The 23,623-nt window shown below is 65.3% G+C and carries 3 protein-coding genes; 1 reads left to right on the forward strand and 2 read right to left on the reverse strand.

Translation table 11 applies throughout. The annotated features are described in order from the left end of the window. Positions 1 to 8: 8 nt before the first annotated feature. Positions 9 to 968, reverse strand: a complete 960-nt coding sequence (locus tag ACZ60G_RS36190) for a LysR family transcriptional regulator (RefSeq protein ID WP_465816038.1) — start codon at positions 966 to 968, stop codon at positions 9 to 11. Positions 969 to 1,343: 375 nt separating this feature from the next. Between ACZ60G_RS36190 and ACZ60G_RS36195 the strand changes: the two genes are divergently transcribed. Next, positions 1,344 to 2,993: an MFS transporter gene (locus ACZ60G_RS36195; RefSeq protein WP_465816039.1), complete on the forward strand. Its 1,650-nt coding sequence runs from the start codon at positions 1,344 to 1,346 to the stop codon at positions 2,991 to 2,993. A gap of 512 nt (positions 2,994 to 3,505) precedes the next feature. Here the strand turns inward: ACZ60G_RS36195 and ACZ60G_RS36200 are convergent. Continuing rightward, positions 3,506 to 23,617 carry a helix-turn-helix domain-containing protein gene (locus ACZ60G_RS36200; protein WP_465816041.1) on the reverse strand — a complete coding sequence of 6,704 codons (20,112 nt, stop codon included), beginning with the start codon at positions 23,615 to 23,617 and terminating at the stop codon, positions 3,506 to 3,508. Positions 23,618 to 23,623: the final 6 nt, after the last annotated feature.

Here is a 23,623-nt window from a genome sequence, read left to right on the forward strand (position 1 = left end):
GTGGGTGATCAATGGCAGAGTCGGCCGTCGTCTCCCCGATAGCCGACCAGCCGGGCTGACGGCCAGCGCCCGTCCCGAACTGCGGCGCGAACCAGGCGAGCGAGTAGTCGAGCGATATTCTCGGCTGCCGCGCTGGAACGGCTTGATCGGGACATAATGAGGACTATCCGACGCTGGATCTGCGGAGCGTGCAATGGCGCTGCACTGACCGATTGAGCCGCAAGCTCATCAGTGAAGGCGACTGGCGGCAGAATTGTCCACCCACACCCGGCGGCGACCAGATGCTTGCGCATGCGCAGCGAATCGGTGGTCAGCGCGATCCGGAAACCCGCGTCGACTCCGGCGATGATGTGCTCGAAGGAGTCTCGCAGGGCGCTGCCGACAGGCGCCATCACAATGGGATGATCGGCGATATCGCGCAGCGCGACAGGTACATCCGCACGCAGCCGAGCTTCCGGCGGGGCGACCACCCACAATGGTTCGGTCGCCAACGGGGTACCCGGCGGCGCTGCCACACCGGGATTCTCCGCAATCACAGACACATCTAGTTCCCCGTCTTCGGCCCGGCGTCGCAACTGCGCGGAATCGCCGACAACCACCTTTAGTCCGAACTCGGGGTACTCGCGCAATGCGGCCGATGCCATTGGCACTCCGATAGCGTCGGCAACGCTCTCGAGCAGTCCTACCGTGACTATTTCGCCGGGTATACCCGGCAGCGGCGTGATCTCGGCACGCGCCCGCCCGAGCTCGTCCAACGCGGACCTGCTGTGTTCGGCCATCACGTGCCCGGCGGCCGTAAGTGCCATGCCGTTGCGCGTTCGCTCGAACAATGCGACTGCGAGCTCCTGCTCCAGCGCTTGGATCTGTCGGGTCACCGAGGACTGCGTCAGGTGCAGCAAGTCCGCCGCCTTTGTCACACTGCCGAGCTCGGCCACTGTCACAAAGGCAGTCAACTGCTTGATATCCATGGCAATTCGCCAAAGCCTCGTACTCGGATCCGGAGATCGACCTGGCATGCGCCTCACATGCTGTGCGAATGACCAAAATTTGTATCTCGATATGGATAGCACTAGGGGAAATCTAAGTCAATAGGAGGTGCTAGCTAGTGCTTCGTAGAAGCGACCGGGTCGATCGCCCGTGTCGGTCGGCGTATCGATATATTGTTCGATCGACCAAAAGCCGGTGTTGACGAGTGTTTGCGGATGCGTAAACCGCATCGACATATCGAACAGTCACATAGTGATGGAAATGTCATTCTCCTGTGTTGATAATGATGATCCGGAAGGCCGGAGGGGGAGCACAGCAGTCCGCGCTCGATGCGGACGAAGGGAGATAACAAGCCCATGGCAACACCGCCTATCGATGTCGCTCGTCCTGACGAGGTCGACACCGGACGACTCGAGGGTGTCTCGCAACTGCGAGTAGTCCTGATCATTCTCGCGATCGTCGCGGCCACCGAGGTCGGCACGTTCTACTTCACCTTCATATCCATGGCCGCGCGCTATGTCGGCGCGTCGTTCCCTGAGCAAAGTGCAGGTCAGCTGACCTGGCTGTCCACTCTTTACGCGATCGTGGGCGGGGCGCTCGTGCCGGTGATCGGAAAGTTGTCCGACCGGATAGGTAAGAAGAAAGTCATTCTGGCCTGCCTGGTCGTCGCCGTCGTAGGAAGCGTTATCGACGCGGCCACATCGTCGTGGGCGCTGATGCTTCTGGGACGTGGCCTGCAGGCGGTCGCGTTCCCCTGCATTTTCGTCTCCTACGGTCTGATCAGGGATCTGGTCCCGCGACGCAACCTCAACATGGCGATCGCTTTGGCCGGCGGTGGCACCGGCATCGGTGCGGTACTGGGGCCCATCGCGGGCGGAGTACTCACCGATCACTACAGCTGGCGGTCGCTGTTCTGGTTCTGCGTGGTCTGGAGCGTGGTCACGATGATCCCGCTCGCGCTGTTCGTCCCGGAGACCAAACTGCGTGTGCGACACCGCATCGACATGATCGGCGCCGTGTTGCTGGGCGCCGGAGTCGCCGGTGTGCTGATCTTCCTCAGCCAGGGCGGCTCATGGGGATGGACGGCCACACCGTCGCTGCTCTGGTTGATCGGCGGCATCATGTTGCTGGTGTTCTTCTACGGCTGGGAACGAGTTGCCTCGGAGCCGATCATGGATCCGAAGCTGCTGCATACACCACGATTCCTGGGCATCATGCTGGCCGCGTTCCTGTCGGTGGGCGTCATGCAGGGCCTGGGCTACTTGGTCAGCTATCTGGCAGAGACGCCCGGCGGTGCGGCCGGTGACGCGGTCAAAAAGCAGATCATCGACGGCGCGGCCCAAAACGCGGCTGCGCAGGCGTCCCAGCAGACGCACATGCAGATCTCCCCATCGATGGTGGAGAACTATTTCTCGGTGGAGGGAGTACTGCCCGGTCTCAATATGACCCTGCTGCAATTCACCGTTCAGGTCTCGATCGCGATGACGGTGATGTGGGTGATCGTGGCGCCACTGTGCGGCTGGCTGTCCACCCGCTACGGACTGCGCCGACCCTATATCGTCTCGACAGTCTGCTTCATCATCGCACCGATACTGCTCGCGCTGTTCCACTCGAATGCGTGGCAGCTCGCCCTGATCTTCCTGATCGCCGGTGTCGGCGCGGGCGCCTACCTGGGAACTCTGCCGAACATGGTGGTGGAGTCGGTGCCGCAGGACCAGCAAGGCATCAGCGCCGGCATGTACGGGGCGTTCAACAGCTTCGGCACCGCCGCTGCGACCGCTGCGACCGCTGCGATCATGTCCGCGCACCCACTGATTCTGCACATCAATGCGCCCGGGCACGTCGAAGCCATGAAACTGAACACCGGACCGATGGCGCAGCTACCCGCCGAAGCCGCGTACACGAATTCCTTCTACATGTTCGCGGCCGCCTCGGTGCTGGCGTTCGTGTTGGCGCTGTTCATGCGGAAGTTCAATCGGCCCGCAACTGGTGGCATGGTCGACTGAGCGCGCGGAGTGCGGCGGCCAGATGGGTGGGTGCCGCACTCCGCAGACCGGAGGACGGTACAGACGCTAATGTGGCTGGATTCTTCTGTGATGCAACACGAGTCGTGACCGGTCCACGGTGACTCGACTCGCGGAGGTTGGTTCCGCTCCCCCTCGGTCCCGAGGACTTCGTGCTGCGAGCTGACCTGATCCGGCGACCGGCGGGTTCGAGGTCTGATCGCCGCGAGTGCGGCGTCCACCCGGGCGCCGCCCTTCTTCTCTGCTCGCCTCGTGCGGCTGGGCGCGAAGCGATTCGCGTGCTGGTCGCACGGCGCCAACCGAATGCGAGGTCGACTAGGGCTCGCACCAGGTCCGGCTCAGCGCCACGGTGGAGGCGATCCGCACCGGCCTGATGCAATCCTGACACCACCGTGCGACCCGATCGATCTGCGCATCGCGCGGCCGCCCGGCCGACCGCTGGCAGTGCGCAACAGCGTTCCGGATTCAGCGACATGCCTTGCAGCGCCGATCAGTCAATTGCCGTTGCCGTTGCCGTGGGCGTAGCGCCCGCGCTCGCGGTCGATGGGTCGCGCGACCCAACCGTGTCCAGATCGACGGCGCTCCACCCGAGCGAGAGTGTGGCCGCGTCCAGCGGTGATCTGCGCGACGTTGGCCAGCGCTTCGGTGGGCAGCCCGGTCGCCCGGTCGCGGTGCAGATAGCCCTGATGCACGGCCTCGGCGCCGGCGAAGTTCGGTGAGTCGGGGAACTCGGCGCCGATTCGCTGGCCGCCGAACGCCTCGGTGGCGGGATCAATGCCGTGGCCGAGCCGCGGGTTCACGCGGCTCCGCGCGCCGGGCCGGTCCGCGCCGAACATGGTCACCGGATCGCGCCACGAAGCGGCGACATAGACATTCTCCACGCCGATGCCGAATTCTTCGGCATGGCGAACCGGGCCCGCTCCTGGTGAGCCCGAGAGGGTTATCGAGCCGACCAGGCCCGCGAGCCTGCCGTACCTGCCCGCATAGCATGTCGTCACCGAACCGTAGCTGTGCCCGTAGATGCGGTTGACGAGCTGGTCGGGGGCCGCGGTTCCGGCAAGATGTCTGGTGGCGTGGAATGCCGCGATGTCGCATAGCAACCGATGGCCGCCGACGCGTGCGCGTTCTCGGAAGGCGGCTTTCGCGAATCCGGTGTTCACCGGCCCGGTCGGCGCGTCGTATCCGATCCAGATGATCGACGCCAGCTCGAGTGACGGATCGACGCGCAGTGTCTCCTCGTACAGGTTGCGCAGCGGCTTGAACTGGTAGGCCAGCGAGGAAGAGGTCGTATTCGTCCCGGGCACATGCCAGTTCACCGTGTGCGCGGTGTCCACATTGCCGAGCGCGACGACGGCCTTGCCCTTGCCGTGGAAGGCGGTGGAGTCGTAGGACAGCAGATGCACCGGAGGACTGCCCGGTGTCTCGGTGGCCTGCCGGTCCAACTGTCGCAGGTGATTTCGGATATGGATCAGGTTGCTGAACTGTTTTCGCTCGGCGGCGCTGAGTCCGGTCCGGGTCCAGTCGAGCATTCCCACGCCGACCGGCTTGCGGGCGACGAACTCGTCCAGATCGCGGCGGATCGACAGCCGGTTGGCGTGGTCGCGGACCGTGGCGGGAAGACCGTCGGCGTTACCGATCCGATGCGGGTAGACCTGAATGAGCGCCCGTTGCGTGCTGCTCAGTCGACCCGGTTCGTCCGGGTTGCGCAGCGAATTCCACCACTGACCGTTCTCGGTCGCACGGCGTTGTGCGGCGTCCGCGAACAGGTGATCTCCCGGACGCTGCAACATATCCGCGTTGTCGAAGCCGCCCGCACGGAGCGCCTCGTCGGCCAGCCGCCGCTGTTCGGCATCGAAACCGTGATCCACGGGCAACGAGCGCCAGCGGTTGACCGCGTCGGCGTGCACAGAATCGGTGCCGTTGTTGTCTGGACGTCCCGGCTGCACGGGGTCCGGCCGGTCCATCCAGCCCAAGACCGCGTCCAGACATTCGTCCGCCGTATACGTCTGGGCCGCTGGGTAATTCGCTTGCTGCGCTGCGGCAGGGCGGGGCAATCCGCTCTTGTCGAAACCGTACGTGTCTACAGCGGACATTCCGGCACCTGACGCGATCCGGCCCGCGACGTGGCGGACGATGTCGACCGCACGCAAAGCGCGCACGGAATCGTCGGGTTCGAAGGTGTCGGGCGACGTCGCCGGTCCGAAGCGGTTGACCAGGAGTCGGCGCTCGGCGGCCGTGAGCTGGTCGAGTGCCGTATGCAGGTCAGCGGTATTCGCCGCGGCCAGCGCGGTGGCCAACATCGTCTGCGACCGGTTGTGTTCGACCGCAAGGGCCAGCACCCATCGACGAGCCGCGATCAGCGCCATGCTGCGAATCATCGGTGTATTCGCTCCCGCTCGCAGTCGGCTCAGCGCTGCCCGATGCTCCGGGCTGAGCCCGTGCACAGCGTGTTCCATCTGCTCTTGGCTCGCCCCGGCCAGCAGTGCTCGCGGATCCGGCTGGTCGGCGCTCGTCAAGGCGGCGTACATGGCTGCCCGGAAACGCTCGGACTCGGATGTCGTGGAAGGCAGGACGGCAGGACGGCTCGGCGCCACTCGCCGATTTCTGAGCTTGCGGCGGACACTCGCCAGGTGCGCCCGCACATCGCGCACCGAAAGATCGAGTGCCACCGCTATCTCGTTGTGCGTCATGCCCTGTCGCACTCGAGCGAATATTTCGGTCTCGCAGGCGGTGAGCGGGACCAGGCCCGGCGGGTTGTCGGCGGGACCCTCGGGGATCAGGTGCGATGGTTGTTTGCGGAGTCGGTCGTCGAGGTGCGGCTCGTCTATCGCCTCCCGCGACCAAGGCGTCGTCTGGCCAGGTACAGGGCGTCGTGCTGGCTGGTCCTGTTCGTATGGTCTGCTGCCGATCCAGCCGCCCGGCTTCGGACTCCCCCGGCCTGGTTCCGAATCGCCGCCGCTTCGCGCATGTGGTCGACCCGGCTCCGCACTCTTCGTGGTCCACGGTGTCCGCGATACCGGGTTCTTTTCGCTTTCGATCACATCTGCGGATCCACGCGGGGCGTCCGACTGCGAATCGTGCTCATGTGGCCTGCTACCGATCAGGCCACGCCGACGTCCCGAAGCCGGTGGGTCATCCTGCGGCGGGAGATCGACCTCGAGGTCGGGCGTGACCCGCGGTGGCCGCTTGGTGGTGACGTACTCATGAATCACCCACTGCGGCGAACCGACCGCCACCCCATGAATGTCCGCCTCCGCGAACCCGACAGCAAGCGCCTCCTCATCGTTGAATACGGTCTTGGCTTCATTGCCGAAGGCGTACTCCGGCAGCCGGGCGAACCAGGTCCACCAGGGCTCGTCGACCAAGCCGAGCCTCGACAACTGTGAATAGGTCTGCCCCAGCACCTGTCGCAGGTTCTCCGAGAGCCCCTCCTTGGCATCGATCGCATGGATGAATTCGTGGACGGCATCGTGGTGGAATGGTCTGTCGCCGATCGGATTGATCCCGCCTTCACGCGATCGGATGCCCAATTCGACAAACAACTCCGGCCTGGCCGCATGGTGCAGGCTGAAATGAATCCGTTGGGTTCGACCCGCCGCCGCTACGCGATCTACATGCCAAGACGTTCTGGCACTGGCTTTCAGATCGCCGAGGTAATCGATCCGGAATTCCCGGATATTGGTCCGGCCAGGGAACCTGGTGAACATCTCGTCCAGCCCACCGAGGATCTCCTCGACGACATGGGCGCGCACATGCGGATGGTCGAACCCCACCATCGTGAGATACGGATACTTCAGGTTGAACACCTCGACCAACCGCGCCTTGGCTTCCGCATCGTCATCGCCCCATTCGTCGTTGAGCCCCGCACGATGCAACATTTCCCACGGGGTGGCCACGGCGTGCCGTTCGATCTGTGCCAGCGCTGCCAAGTACCCGCTGTGGATGTCGAGCAGCACATCTCGGTGTTTCTCGGGAGCCGGATAGCTTTCGATCCATGATTCGAGGTTGGTCACCCGCTCACGAATGTCCTCGACCGCCCACCTCGGCAGGGCGTTGTCCAACCACACGTCACGGCCATCGATACGTTTTACGAACTTCGCCGCGAACACACCGGTCGGCGCGTCGACGTCGGATCGGGCGCGCCCGCCCATCACGTGGTCATAAGGGTCGATACTCCACTCTCGCCCGGTCCGATTCGTCCTGGTCACTGCATCGAACAGGCCGAGTAGTACCGCCGAGGACGAGTCCAGGATCTCCGGAGGCAAGACATCGAACTCGTGCCCGGGCCGCCCGTGGGGCGTGAGTTCCCGATAAACGCGGTCGTCATCCAGGTTCAGCATCGCGTGGGCGACCGGAGCGCCCATGACAGCGGCGGCCTTGGCCTGCAACACCTGGATGTCCGCTTTTAGCGGATCGGAATATTTCTCCGCGAACACCCGCAAGCCGTTGCGGAACGTTACCTCCTCGACCCGCAGCCCCGGCGCATCCTCGACCACGAACCGTTCCGCGATACCGGACTCCAGACCCGCAAGGACCGACTCCTCGAACCCGGGACCAGCAAATGCACGCTCACCAGGCGAAACCTCGAACGGCCTGCTGCCGACGAAACCGCTCTCACCCTCACCCCCCACCGGTCGGCTGCCAATGAGGCCACCCGGGTTCGGGCTGCCCTCGCCCGGCTCGGCATGAGGTACCGGCAGCTGATCCTGCTCCGCCACCACCTCGGCCCCCGGAGTGAGCGTGGCCGGACCCCGCTCGCTCGCGGTCACCTCGCCCGATCTGCCCGGATCGAACGCATCGCGCAGCCGCGCAACAGCATCGGCGAAAATCTCATCCGCGGTCGCGACCGGTAACGCCACGCGTCGAGCAACCTCGGCCAAGGGCACGCCCTCGACCAGATGCGGCATCACCAACCGCTCAGCGGTATCAGGATCAGCCATATCAGCAAGCGCGGCACGAACTATCGTCGCGAAATCGGTATCGGAAGGCCCGGTGGAAGCCGCCGGATCGACCACTTCACGATGCGACCCGTCAGTGCCCGCGATCGCGGCGTCCAGGTGCGGGGTGGGCCGAGTCAGAATCGTCCGTGCCAGCATGACATCGGCCATTTTCAGTCTTGTCGCGCGGGCAATCTCTGTGTTGTCGAGAGTCGCACCCGCGGCGACCATTCGGTCGATCTGTGCTTTTACGGCAATGACTTTCCGCAGAGTGTGGTTGTTCAGATCCGGGAACCGATGCTTGTGGCGGTATCGCAGAATTGTTCTGGTACCGCTGGCCCACGCGTGCGGGGCGAACGACGTCGCGGGGACGTGGTCATCGATCGCGCTCAGAATTCCCACCCACGCGGCCTGTCCCGCCTCGTCTCGGGTATCCGGAGACTCACGAAGCGCCAACGCATTCCGAACCCACGCGAACCTCTTGCCGATCTCGTCCCGGACCTGCCTCTCCTCCGGCGAACCCACGCTGCTCACGACATATCGATCGAACAGATCTACTTCATATCGATCACCGGACGGCCCGAAACGACCCCGATCGTAGAATCGCTCGACAGCCTCCAGCAATACCTCACCACCGACACCCAACGCCGCACAGAGCTGCCGAAACTTCCTCAACCGCGGACGAAACCGGTTGTTTTCGATCTGGGAAATGGAGTCCCGCGGCATCCGCGCTCGACGCGCGAGTTCGCCCGCCGACATACCTGCGTCATTGCGCAGCGCGGCAATCCAGCTTCCGGGGAACCCGGGGTCGTGCGCGGCTGGTTCGATATCGAGATTGATTTCGGAATAGAAGTGACCGGTGGCGGCCCGCAGCAGTTCATCACCGACCCCAAGTACATCGCAGATTCGCCGGAATACCGCGAACCTCGGCCTGTTCCTGCCTGATTCGATCCGGTAGAGATGGCCCGCACCGGAACCGATCGCCTTCGCGACCTCGCTCTGGGACATGTCCCGGTCATGTCGCAGCGCCACGAACCAACTGCCGGGCGACGCGGGATCGTGCGCGGCGGGGTCGCTATCGAGATTGAGATCCCGATAGAAATGGCGGGCGGCAGCGGCGAGTACTTCCGGCGCAACTCCCAGTGCTCGGCAGATGCGCAAGAAGTCGAACGAATTCGGAGTGTGTCCACCCTCGATTCGGCTGACCGATGTTTCCGGTATGCCCGCGATCCGGTCCAACTCGGCCCGAGACATGTCCTGGTCATAGCGCAGCGCCGCAATCCAACTTCCGGGCAACCCAGGGTCGTGCGCGGCGGGGTCGAGGTCGAACTCGATGTCCCGATAGAACGCGCGAACCGCCTCCGCCAGCGCTTGCTGCTCTACCCCCAGAGCTCGCGCGATCCGCAAGAAGAGACCAGGACGCAGACGCTCCCGGTTGTTCTCGTAGACGCCGATGCGTACGGGGTCCACACCGACCGCGTGTGCGAGGACCGACTGGGTCATACCCTTACTGATACGAACAGCGCGCACCCAGTCACCAGGCAACCGATGGGCAGCTACACCGGTATCCAGCGGAACATCCGAATAGAACTGTCGGACAGCGTCGTTCAGTGCGTCGTCGTCGAGTCCGAGTGCTCGGCAGATCCGTAGAAAGGAGCCGATCCTCGGCTTCCGCTGCCCGCTCTCGATAGTGGACAGTGCGCTGTTCGCCAGGCCCGCCGCTTGTGTGAGCTGTTTCCGCGTCATCCCCCGCTCGAGCCGCAACGCCTTGATCCACGCACCCCGCGCAGCATCCGAGCGCGAATCGTCCTCATGCGGTCTGCTGCCGATCAGATCACTCGGACCTCCACCTGCACCCCCGGTCTGTCGGCCGTCGGTGCCATCCGGTTCGGCATCGCTGCCGCGTACTGTCGGCTGATCCGGCTCAGCCTCGCTCTGGTTACTCGGATCCTGTTCGCGCGCGGTCACCTCGGCAGAACCATGCGGATCGAACGCATAACGCAGCCGCGCGACACACTGGGCGAGAACCTCTCTCGCCGACGCGACCGTCAACCCCAACCGCGCGGCCACGTCGGCCAACGGCTCACCCTCCACCAGATGCAGCATCACCAACCGCTCAGCGGTATCAGGTTCAGCCAAATCCGCCAGCGCCGCGCGAACTGTCGTCGCGAAATCGGTATCGGAAAACCCGGTATCGGCAGCCGGATCGGCTACGTCTCGACTCAGCTCGCCATCTTTGCCCTGGACCGGCGCATTCAAATGCGCGGTGGGCCGAGCCAGAATCGTCCGCACCAACACGACATCGGCCACCGGGTAACCCACCGCGCGCGCAATCGCCGCATCGTCGTAAACCTCGCCCGCGGCAACCATCCGGTCGATCTGCGCTCTTACTGTGCTGACTTTCTTCAGGGTGGGATTGTCGAGATCCGGGAACGCGCGCGCGAGATGGTATCGGAGAATTGCTCTCCGACCGCCGCCCCAGGCATGGGCGGCGAACGACGCGGAGGGGACATGGCTGTCGATCGCGCTCAGAATTCCCATCCACGCGGCCTGCACCGCCTCATCGCGGATATCTGGAGATTCACGACGCGCCAACGCAGCCGGAACCCACGCAACCGTGGCGCAAATCTCGTCCCGGATCGTCTTCTCCTCAGCTGAACCCACCCGGCTGACCACATATCGATGGAAAAGAGCTTCTTCCTCCCGGTTACCGGAACGCTCATAGCGACCCGCATAGAATTGCTCGACCGCCTCCAGCAACACATCACCACCCACACCCAACGCCCCACAGAGCTGCCGCAATCTCCGCACCGGCGGAAAACGCGTTCCGAGTTCGACGGCGGAAATGTACGGTTGGGACATCCGCGCTCGACGCGCAACCTCTTTCTGCGTCACCCCGCGCTCGAGTCGCAACTCCTTGATCCAACCACCCAGCAATGTGTGCGGAGGGGGATTGATCTCGAGGCCCGGATCGAAGTGGCGGGTGGCGGCCCGCACGAGTTCTTCACCGGGTAACGCGGGATCGTGCGCGGCGGGGTCGAGGTCGAGATCCCGATAGAAATGGCGAGCAGCGGCGGCGAGTACTTCCGGCGCAACTTCCAGCGCCCGGCAGATCTGACGGAAGACCACCCAGTTCGGGGTCTGTCCACGCTCGATTCGACCGACCGATTGTTTCGGTATGCCCGCGGTCCGGGCCAGCTCGGCCTGAGATATGTCCCGGTCATAGCGCAGCGCCGCAATCCAACTTCCGGGCAACCCAGGGTCGTGCGCGGCGGGGTCGAGGTCGAACTCGATGTCCCGATAGAACGCGCGAACCGCCTCCGCCAGCGATTGCTGCCCTACCCCCAGAACTCGCGCAATCCGCAAGAACCGACCAGGCAGCGGGTACACGCCATTCTCTATTTCGGTGACGCTCGTCGGTGCTATATCGACTGCGCGTGCGAGATCCGCCCTGGTCATGCCCTTGCTGTTACGAAGAGCCGTCACCCAGCCACCCAGCGACGTATGGACAGCCGCATCGGTGTTCAGCGGTACATCCGAATAGAACTGCCGGACAGCGTCGGCCACTGCATCGTCATCGAGCCCGAGTGCCCGGCAGATCTGGTGAAAGTTGCGCAGCTGCGGCCTCGATTTCCCGCTCTCGATAAGAGACAGCGCGCTATTCGCCAAGCCCGCCGCTTGCGCGAGCTGTACCTGCGTCATCCCCCGCTCGAGCCGCTCGGATTTGATCCACGCACCCCGCAAAGCATCCGTCTGCCGATCAGGCTCTTCATGTGGTTTGCTGCCGATCAGATCACCCGGACGACCGGAGGCGGGCGGATCCGCCTGGGGCGCAAGATCGACCTCGAGATCCGGTGTGATCTGCGGCGAATGCTTGGTGGTCACGTACTCACGGATCGCCCACTGTGGCGTACCGACCGGCACGCCATGTATGTACGCTTCGGCAAACCCGACAGCGAGCGCCTCCACGTCGTCGAGTTCCGTCTTGGCATCATCGGTGAAGGCGTAGCTCGGCAGCCGCGCCAGCCACGTCTGCCTGGACTCTTCGATCAGGCCAGCGCTCCAAAGCTGTTCCCAGATCTCATCCAGCACCCGCCACAGGTTCGCCGACAGCCGCTGCCCGCGGTCCTCGATCGCGTGGACATCCATCGCGTGCACGAACTCGTGTACCGCGGCGTAGCGAAAAGGCCGGTCACCAACCGGATTGAACCCGTGTCGAAGGTTCCGGATACCGAGTTCGACAGTCGATTCCGGCCTGACCGCGTCATACAGGTTGAACACGATCTTCTTGGTGCGACCTCGCGCTACCGGGTCCCAATTCGGGTATGTGATGGCGTTGGCTTCCCAGTAACCGAGGTAATCGATCCGTAGTTCGCGGATGTTGGTCCGGTTGGGGAACCTGGTCAACATCTCATCGAGCCCACCGAGGATCTCCGCGACGACATCGGCGGTCACATCCGGATGGTCGAACCCAGCCATCGTGAAATGCGGATACTTCAACGCGAACGTCTCGACCAACCGCGCCTTGGCCTGCGCCGCCGCATCGAGCCCCGCCCGCGGCAGCATCTCGCTCGGGGTCGGCACGACGTGTCGTTCGATCTGCGCCAACGCCGCCAAGTACCCGCTATAGATATCGAGCAACCCATCGAGGTATGGCCTCGGGGCCTCGAGACTGTCGATCCATGATTCGAGGTTGGTCACCAGCTCACGAATGTGCGCAACCGCCCACCTCGACAACGCGTGATCCAGCCACACCTCACGGCCATCGATACGCTCGACGAACTTCGCCGCGAACATACCGGCTGGCGTAGCGTCGGGGTCGGATCGGGCGCGTCCGCCCATCACCTCGCCGTCCGGGCGCACACTCCAGTCGCGCAGCGTACGGAACGTCCTGGTCACCGCGTCGAACAGGCCGAGCCGCATGGCCGAGGGCGAGTCCAGAATGTGTGTGGTCACGACGTCGATGCTGTCGCCGAGCGTTCCGGGGGTGATTTCTCGATAGACGGGGCCACCGGATCTGCGCTGAAAGGTATGAGCGACCGGAGCGTTCATGATGGCGGCGACTTTGCCCTGCAATATCTGCACAAGCGCCTCCATCGGAGCAGCGTACGTCTCCTCCAGCACCCGCAGGCCATTGCGGCACGTCAGCAACTCGATCCGCACTCCCGGCGCTTGCTCCACCGAAACACGTTCCGCAATCCCGGATTCCAGTCCAGCCAGCGCCAGTTCCTCGAACTCGGGACCAGCGAACGCACGTTCACCAGGCGAATCCTCGAACGGCCTGCTACCGATCAGTCCACCAGGACCGCCCGAGTCCGGATGATTTGGATGCGGTGGGAGATCGATCTCGAGATCCGGCGTGACTTGGGGTGGACGCCCCGTGGTGACGTAGTCATGGATCGCCCACTGGGGTGACCCGGCCGCCGCGCCGTGGATGTCGGCCTCAGCGAATCCGACAGCGAGGGCTTCCGCGTCGTCGAGTACCGTCTCGGCTTCGTTGACGAAGGCGTATCTCGGCAGTCGAGTGAGCCAGGTCCACCAGGACTCGTCGATGAGGCCGTGGTTCGCCAGTTGTCCCCAGGTTTGTGACAGTGTCTTTTGCAGGTTCTCCGACAGACCCTCCACTGCATCGATCGCGTGCACGAACTCGTGCACGGCGTTGTGGCGAAATGGCCTGTCGCCGACCGGGTTCAATCCGAATTCGAGAAACCGGATTCCGCGTTTGACGGTCTGTGCCGGGTTGGCCGCATCGCGCAGGCTGAACCGCATACTCGAGGTTCGGCCCGCCGCTGTGGGTTCCGTGTAGTTGTGGGTTCTGGGGCTGCTGGCTTCCCAGTCGGTGTAGTCGATCCGCAGTTCGCGGATATTGGTTCGGTCCGGGAACCTGATGAACATCTCATGCAACCCATCGAGGATTTCCTCGACGACATGAGTGGGCACGTCGGGATGATCGAACCCCACCACCGCGACGTGCGGATAGTTCAGAGTGAACACCTCGACCAACCGCGCCTTGGCCTGCGCTTCCGCATCAAGCCCGGCGCGATGCACTCGCTCACCGAAGGTATGCACGGCGTGCCGCTCGACCTGTGTCAGCGCTGCCTCGTACCCCGCGTGGATATCGAGTAGAGCCGTTCGGTGTTCCTGGGGCATCGGAAAATTCGAGATCCACGTATTCAGGTGCGACACCTGCTCCCGGATGGGCGCGATGTCCCACGTCGGCATGGCATGGTCCAACCACACCGCGCGACCGTCGATATACCGCACGAACAACGATGCGAACACACCGATCTGCCCGGCATGGACATCGGATCCGGAACGTCCGCCCATCACATCGTTGTCGGCCACACTCCACTCACGCGCCGTCCGGCGAATTCCGGTCACCGCATCGAACAAACCGAGCCGCAGCGCCGCGTCCGAGCCCAGCACCTCCGGGTCCACAACCTCGACGGTGTCCCCGAGCCGCCCAGGGGTGAGTTCCCGATAAACGCGGTCGTCCTCCAGGTTCAACATCGCGTGGGCGACCGGAGCACCCATCACGATGGCGACCTTGGTCCGCAACACCTGCACCAGCGCGTCGATCGGATCGGCATAAGTCTCCATGAACACCCGCACGCCATTGCCGAACGTCAGCTCCTCGACCTGCACCCCCAGCCTGTCCTCCACCACGAACCGTTCCGCAACACCGGATTCCAGGCCCGCCTGCACCAACTCCTCGAACCCAGGACCAGCAAACGCACGCTCACCAGGCGAATCCTCGAACGGCCTGCTGCCGATCAGCCCACCCGGACCTCCGTTCCGGCCGGTCGCCGGTCGGTTGCCGAATCGCTCGTCGTCCCCGGGGCGCGACCGTGCGCCGCTGTCATCGGCAGATGCTCTGCCGGTCGTCAGCGGGTCCGGTGACGGTGCGAACTCGATGCGGGTACCGCCGATAACGGCCTCCGGCTGCAGGGCCGTCGACAACGGCGCCCCGAACACGGCACTCAGCCGGTTTCCCGCGACGCCGTGGTATTGCCTGGTGCGATGCCGGTAGCGCTCATATGCCGATTCCGATACCCCTTCCGTCGGACGCGCTCCGATCAGGCCGTGCGGGAAATCCTCGCCACGCACACCTGTCGATTCGCCATCGACCAGCGGGCGCTCCGGGCCGTCGGGTCCGAGGCCGATACCGAATCCCTTGTCCCACTTGCCCACCCAGCCGGACGGGTCGAACGGCGGCCAGTCGCGGGTGCGGGCGGCTCGTGCCGCGGCACCCGGCTCGACGCCGGGTGGATTGACCTGGTTCAGGTCGATCTGCACAAGACGGTCGTCGCCATCGTTGCGGACCAGCACCAGATCCACGCCGCCGCCGTGGTCACGCGCCGGGTTCTCGACGGCCAGCAGGGCGAACGCACCCGGTCGGTGTGCCAGATGCGTCGCGACGTCTGCTGGCCTATCGAACACCGCCGACCAGTCGGCGCCCACCCTGGCCGCGAATTCTTCGCCGGGCGCACCGACGGGGAAATCAGGACCGACCAGGTGGACCGGGTGGTCCGGTATCAAATATTTGACCAGCCACAGCATTTCGGACACGGTGTCGCGGCGGTCGCCTTCCAGAAGACGGACCAGCGGACTTTCATCCGCGGCGGAATCGACCACCCTGTCGCGGTAGAACGCCCGCGTGGCGGTGATGTCGGTCAGGTCTGCCAGCCTTCGATGCTCGGCGGCCGGGCTGGTTTCGCTGGACACGAAGATCACGAGGGCTCGGCGGTGCCCCGGTCCGAACTGCCGGTCCGAGGTGAAGTCGTCGACGACCCGATCAACGTCGGCGTCGAGCAGATCGCCGGTGCCCGTATCCATGACGTGCCGATCGGTGATGTCGTCGACGTCCGGTACCAGATCCGGGTCCCCCACGGTGAGCACCAGGTATCCGGTGTCCGGGTCGAATGCCCACAGATACACCTCGGGTTGCCCGGGCATCCGATCGGCGCGCTCGTCGGCACGGGTCAGTACGGCGCCGATGGTCTCGAGGTAGGCCAGTCGCCGCCGTCCGGTTTCGTCCACGTTCTCCCAGCTGTCGCGCAGCCGCGCCACCTCTTGGGCGTGCCGAAAACGGCAGGCGCGGTTGCGCCACCGCGCTGGGATTCCCGGCAGCCGCGAGGTCAGGTCGTGCCGTTGTCGCACGAGTGCCACCCGCTGTGGCCAATCCGCGCGGAGAAATGCTGCGGACGAGGTGTCATGGCTTGCCCCGTCGGCGATCACCGATCTGAACCGGCTGCGGACCTGCTCGTCCCTGCGACGCCGCGCCCGGTCCTGATCGTCGGGCATTCGGCGCTTCGCGTCGACGTGAACGGTCTCCAGGTTCTCCGACCGAACTCGGGTGCTGCCTGAATCATCTTGTTCGACAACGGGTTTCAGTCGTTGGATATCGTATCCGGTGCCGCGGAGCTCGCTGCGCAGGTCGAGGTTGTGCAGCAACATGTCGGTCACCGCGTCGTCGTGCCAGCCGTCCTCGGCTATCACGACGACAGTGTGTCCGGGCAGCAGGACGGTGTTCGGTGTCACCTGCCACGCACCGGGATTGCGGCGCACCACGTCGGCGGCGACCGTGGCGATGGCGGAGTGGTCGCGTGCATCCTGTTCGGCCCACCATTGCGGGACCCACGTGGCCAACCGCTCGATCTTCGCGAGCTGTATCTCGACCTGCGCGCGTCTGCGCGACCAGTCGGCGGGTTTCTCGGTGGTGCTCGGACGCGACATTTGGCGGTCTATCTCCGCGCTTTCCAGCGCAGCCTCTTCGCGCAGGTAAGCGATCTCGGACGACCAGCCCGCTCGATCCAACATCTCCGGAAGGCTGATCCCCATGAGGCGTGCCCCGAGGCGGCAGCGCATCTCCCACAGGCGGCTCGGCCGTACGAACGTCAACACGACTTGCTCGTAGTAGCCGGGGTCGCCAACCGCGTGGTGGATAAGGACCTCGGTAAATCCTCTGCGGCACGCCATCTTTCCGGTGAACGTGGCGCGCGCCGCGTCCTCGGGTGACAGTTTTTCCCGGATGCCCGCATTGAACGTGACGAGATTGTCGCCGAGCATCTTGTTGTTCTGGACCCAGAAACCCTCGATTCCGTGGACGATGTCGCCGACCTCGTCCCACCCCTCGGCGAACATCACCCCGCCACGCGGCGTGCCTTCGGCGGCCACAATGGTGTAGCGCATGATTCCGGCGCGGTTGACCTCGTTCGATATGCCGACGTAGACCCCTCTGTTGTTGACGCTGTCGACAACCTCGTAGGAGTTCCGATACTCGTCGACCGGCGCGTAGTCGACCAGCCATTCCATCAGCTGGTACATGGTGCGCGCATGCCAGATTCCGAAGCCCTCGTTCTCGAACTCGGCGCCGAGTTCGACGAACCGACGCCATAGGGGCAGGAGTTCGGCGAACGGCTCATCGCCGACCAGGCGGAGTGCGACCTCGCCGACCGTCGAGAAGTGCTCGGCAAGCGGACCCAGCCGGGATGCCAACCACCGGAAATCGGGGCTATTGCCTTGCGCTGCCCACCTTCTCGCATCGGCGGTGACCAGGTCGGGGATCGTCACTGCGAACTCGTGCCACAGTCCCCGGTGCTCTCTCGCGTCCGCCGTAGGCGTGCTGTCGTACGGGCGGCTGCCGACATGGTCATCCGGTGCCGCTGCATCATCGGTGTCGGCCGTCATACTTTTTGCGAGTTTCCGCGCGTTGGCCGTGGTTGCTGCTGCCTCGTGGAGGCGGGCGAGGGTATCGGGGAGGGGGAGGCTCGTCTTGGTCCACTTGCCTTGGATGTTGTGGATGAGCTGACGAGTGGCGGTGGCGGCGGCACTATCGATGGCTGCGCGAATGCTGGCTCGGCCGACGAATTCCCTGGCCTGCTGCTCGGCCTGCTCGGGTGTCAGGTCCACCAAAGCGGTCCGGCGCTGCCTTTGAAAGGCTGCTTCTTGTTTTTGTCGATATTCCTGGTAGCACGACATGACGAATCGTTTCGCGTCCCGTGCGGTATCTGGACTCGATTCGACTCGGTTTATCCAGGAGAATGCGTGCTGCAGCTTCCGCGCGTTGGCCGTATTCGCTTCTGCCAGATAAAGATCGGCGAGCGTGCCGGGAAGACCGACCTTTACGCGTTCGGCATACTGAGCCATATCGCTGACGAGTTCGGCGGCCCTGCGAGCGGCGGCGTCATCGATGGCACGGCGCGCCTCAGCACTGCCCACGTATTCGCTACTGGCCTGCTCGGCCTCCTCGGACGTCATCCCGAGTTCGTTCACCAGGGCAGTCGAGCGCTGTTCCTGTAGTGCCGCTTCCTCATGCTGTCGGTATTCCTCGTAGCACCTCGTCACGAAACGCCGTGCGTCCCGCGTGATCTCGGGACTGCTTCGGAAGCTGTCGACCACGGCGAGGGCCAGGCGAAGGGCCTCCGGCGCGGCCGAGGTCTCGTGTTCCTGCCTGGTTTCGAATGCGGGCTCGGCCGGGTCGGGGCTCTCGTGCGGGCGGCTGCCGATGCGGGCGGGTTCGGCCAACCGGGAGATGTCCGACTTGCCGGGCGTATCCGCGTCGGTCCGCGACGGCAGATTGACCGGCCAGCCCGGCGGTATCGAGTTGATTTCCCGCACCAGTTCCGCACTGACCTCGGCCTCCTGGGATCGGGACGGGGTATTGGCGGCGGGTGCGTCGCGGTGCGATCTGGCGACGAGGTTGCCCCCGACGTCGAACTCGATGGTTTCGAATCTGCGTTTGTCGGCGGGCAGTTTGCCGATGAACTTTTGTTGCTCTAGCCGCCAGGTGTCGAACGGCACGGCCTTGTCCAGCAGCGTGCGGCGGTCACGGAGGTCTTTCGGGCCGTAGTCGGTGCCGGTGTCGCCGTCTCGGGAGGCCGCGAGGTCGACCACGACCAGTTTCGGGGCCTTCCCCGGCTCGCTGTCGTTGACCACCAGCACCATGTGGTCGTCGGCGTCGGCGATGCCCGTGGCTTTGGCCTTGGCCGGGGTGTCTTTCCATTTGTAGACCAGGACGGTGATGCCTCCCGGCCGAGCTCTCAGCGATTCGGCCATGCCGTCCAGCGATCCGGCATTCTCGAGCGGGGCACCGAACACGTTCTCGACCGCATCGCGGCCGTGGCCTGCCAGTGTGCTGGACGGCATCTCGATGTCGCGTCCGCTCAACACCCGCATACCGGTCACGGCGTTGTTGACGCAACTGTTGGGGCTACGGCGGTGGATCCGCACGACCAAGTCGAGCAGGGCCGCGGTGGCCAGATAGTGCGATGCCGCGGCGATAACGTCCTCGGCTACCGGATTCTCGGCTACCCGGTCCACCGAAACGGGGTTCGCCGAGATGGGGGCGGCATCGTTGTGGGAGGCTTCGTCGCTGTTGGCCGACTCGGGGGTGCCCTCGGCGGACATGTGGTGGTCGACCGCTTCGCCCAGGATCTCGCGGGCTAGGGCGGGGGTGATATCGGAGGCGGGATAACCCAGTGCCTGCGCGAGGTTGGTTCTGGCTTCGGTCAGCCCGGGGTCGATCGTGCGCATACCTTCGGCGCCTTCGATGGCCTCGGTGCCCCAGCCGAGTTTCCCGGCCAGACGATCTCGCTGCGGCACCAACTGGTCCAGCGCTTGCTCGTCGGTGAGACCCGCGTACTGCTCAACCGTTCCGGGTGCGGTCGCCTCGACCTGCTGCCGCAACACCTCCACCGCGGCGGGCGGCAGGCCCGTCCGTTCCAGCAGACTGCCAAGCGGGTCGTCAGCGCCGTCCTGTTCGAGTGCGGCGACAGTTGCGGCCGGGATCCCAAGCAACCCGGCCAGCCGTGCGGCCGGGCCAGGCGAGTAGTCCGGCTGACCGATCTGACCGATGTCCGTACTGCCCTGGTAGCGGAACGCCTCGGCGGCGGCGAGAACGGCGGCCGGATTGTCGGTGAGGTAGGCGTGGTGGCGGATGAAGTCGGCGGTGGCGTGGCGGAGAGCACGTTCTTGCAGTCCGGGCACCAGCGAGCGGAGATTGTGGTCGGCCTCGACCAGGTTGTGGTGGTTTTCCGGGGTGGGGTCGGCGCGGTGGGCTTCGGCGACTTGTTCGTAGCGGACCGCCGCCTCGCGTACCCCGTGCAGGTGCATGGCCTTGCGGATCAGCGCGTCCTGCGGCGACATCAGCGCCTGCGCGGACCCACGGTCCCCGTTGCGGGCGGTGCGGTTCTTGGCCTGCTCGTGGATGTAGGAATGCTCGGGGACTTCGGTCATCCATACGAACATGCCGCCCTTGGCCTGCACCGCCTCTGACACCGCGATATCGACACCGCGCTGTCCCTGCCGGTTGATCACCAGGATCTTGCCCTGCTCACCGGCGGCATCGAAGATCTTCTGCAGCTGGCCTTCCCACTCCGCGCCCCACCCGGCGATCCGGTCGGCGTCGACCGCCTCGATCGCCTCTCTCGGCACCCCCTGGCGCACCAACGCCCGCACCTGCCTGTCGACCAGGTCGTTGCGATGACACAAGATTTCCTGGGACCTGCCCCGGCCTCCCTGCCACACTCTGTGCGCGCCTTCGGCGATAGCGCTCAGCTTGGCGCGGGTGTTCGCCACAACCTCGGGGGCGCCCTCCATCAACCGCTGCTCCCGTGCCCGGTCGACCTGGTGCGCTTCTTCCAAACCGTAGATCTTTTCCAGCACAGGGTTGAGGTCCGCGAGCGTGCCCGAGGCACCGGTGACCTCATCGAAGAACCGGTCCTCCGCTCGATCGCCTGTGCGATAGATTTCGACCGCGTTGATGGTCTTGGCCGAGTCGGCGTCGGCGCGCACCACGATCTGATGCTGCTCGGCGCTCATCCTGATGGCCTCGGCCGCCCGGATCTCCTTGGCCTCGACGGCCTGCGCCAGGCTCGCCTTACCCTGCTCGGCACTCCACCGTGATTCGCTCGAGGTCGTCGGGTTGCGTTGCAGACCGTGTTCGCCCTGATCGATGATGACGATCTTGCCCGCATCCATCACGTAGTGGGTGCTCTTGCGGCAGGTGAACTCGGCGGCAGCAGCCGTCTCGACCCGCGACAACCCCAACCCTGCCAACCACTGTTTCCCGCCAGGAAGCTGCTCGACCTTCTCCCGTCCCCCCGGCGTCAATTCCGCTCGGCCGTCGTACCAGTGTTCGATCTCAGGAGTTCCGTCGGGATAAAGGCCGACTTCTTCGGTGATCCGCGTGAGGCCGAAATCCTCATGCGACAGCGCCCCTTTCGCCAGCGCCTCGGCGAGGAAATCGTGCGCGGCGAGCACTTCGCGTGCCGTCGCCGCTGGCGCGGCCTGCTCCACGCCTTCCGACCGGAGGAACTGCCTCTCACCACGGTCGATGATGCCGTCCATCTCATCGATCAACGCCTGGCGCGGCGGCCGGTGACCGGCATTGCACAGATGCCCGACCGTTTCGCCGGAGGCCACTACGACCGCAGGGCGACCGGCGGTAACCGGCCCGAAACCCCGCTGCTGGTCGGCACGGAACACGTCGATCCCGAAATCGGTCAAAAGCTGTCGATACCTGGTGAATTCGCGGTGGGCCAGCCCGTCGGTCGTGGTCACCAGAAGACAATCACCGTGACGCACCGCCCGCTGCATCGCCGCCGCCATGAACATCAGCGACTTGCCTTCGCCCGGCTTCATCTCCACTGGACGCTTGTCGAGCGCGTACAACCCCTCCGCCTGCTCGACCCGCAATACCATCCCCCCTGGCACAGCGTCGCTGATCGTGCCGCGCCGGATGATCTCCGCCGTCGCGATCATCGACTTCCGCGCGTCGGTGTCGAACAATCCGGCCTTCAACACCTCGTCGGGAAGGTTGCACAGCCGCAGCTGCTCCGGAACCCGATCACCAGAACTGGCGTGGAAATCGGCCAACAACTCCACCGCATGGTCACGCGCGCTCGGCGGGGGCGAACCGGCACTGTCGACCGAATCCGCAGCCGGTCCGGCCGACACGTCACCAGTCGCATCAGCCAGAACGCTCCGCTCCGCCGTGAGAGAGTGCTCCTCGCTCCCCGGCAACCGATGTTCACCGGCAGCAGGCGTTTCGGGCCCGTCGCCGGTACCCGGGGCCGGGCGGGCGTCAACCGCATGGCGGGCTTCATCTCCCGCGGCATGCACCTTCCCGGTGTTGCCTTGCTCGTGATTCCCCGGTGATCGGTGTTCGGCGGGTGTTTCAGGCCCGGCGCCGACCTGACGGACCGGGGTGTTCGTCGAAACCTTCGGCGGCGCAGACGTTTCCGCTCCGGCCTCGATCGGCCGCGGCGCTGTCGGACTCGTGCGGGCAACCGATTCGCCCCGCTGCGGACCGCCCACCGGCGCACCCGTCTCCGAACGCCCCGCCGACCCGGCCGCGGTGTCGACCTGTGCACGCCCAGTCGCCTCGCTGTGGGGCATCGAGCTCGATACCGCGGGCGACCGCGTTTCGGCGGACTTGACCGGCGCGGTGTTTCCGTGCGCTCCGGCCGCGGGCTCTTCACCTCGCGCGCCTGCGGCAGCCACCGAATCCGGAACCGCGCCCCATGCCGCCTTCGCAGCCTCCCATGCTTGCTTCGATTCCGCGGACACCTCGACCGGCGGGAGAGCTGCGGCGTCCTCGCTGCGCATGGCCGCGGGCAGGTCGGGCCGGGTGAATGCCCCACCGCCGTCGATCATTGCCCCCGTCGGCGCAGCCGATCCGGGGCGAGCGAGGGCGTGCGCATGTACGACCCCAGCGAATCCACCGTTGAGCAACGGTGCCAGCACATGATCGAAATGGTCCGGCCAGCCGGTCACCAACGCCGCCGCACCCAAGCCCGCCACTGCGCCCGCAGTTCCGTGTACCAACCCGAGTGCCAAGCGGCTGCCCTCGATCCGCGGAAGCACCTTCGGCGCGACCCGGCCCGCGACCATGCCGCCCAGCGCACCACCAGCACCCGCCAAGGCCGCGACTTTGATCGATGTCAGGTCGATTCCCGTCGGATTCTCGCCGTCCGGCCCGATGACGGCGAGGGTTCGATCACCGGAAACGACCTGCAGCGCCTGCACGCCCGCGTCGACACCCACCGGCAGTGCGGCGGCCTTTGCCAACGTGACGGGCAACTGCAGCGGCCCCAGCGCCGAGAGCCGGGCGGCCGTCTTCGTCGCGCCCGCCCGGAACGCCTGCTCCAGGCCGGCGCGCATCACCGCGACCCTGCCGCGCCCCTCGACCAACATCGACTCCACCACCGGCGCTGCCGCCACTTCCCCGGCAGGACCAGCCGCGGCCGCACCGGACAGCACACCGAAGATGCGCCACGCCAACTCGATCCCGAAGACGAACATCACACACAGCGTCTTCTCCGCATCGTTGGCGGCCGCCTGCACCTGATCGGCCAAGGCCAGCGCGTCGTCACCGAGCCTGGCCGCCCCGTCCCGGTGCGAACCCAATGTCTCGCGCAGCCGTTCGCCGAGGACTCCCACCGAATCCTCGTGTGCCAGCAGCTCTTTCGCATCCTCCGAGCGATCACTCAGCGCAGCTGCCTGCGCACGGAACTCCGCAGCCATCCGACGCATCCCGGAAATATCGGCACGCGGCAACTCTCCGCCGAACACCACCATCTCGATCGGACGCCGCACTGGGGCGGGCAAACCCTCGAACGAGTTCCGCAGCTGCACAACCGGGTTCAGCGCTAACGAATCGTCCACCGGCGC

Source organism: Nocardia sp. NPDC102475 (genome assembly GCF_055584605.1).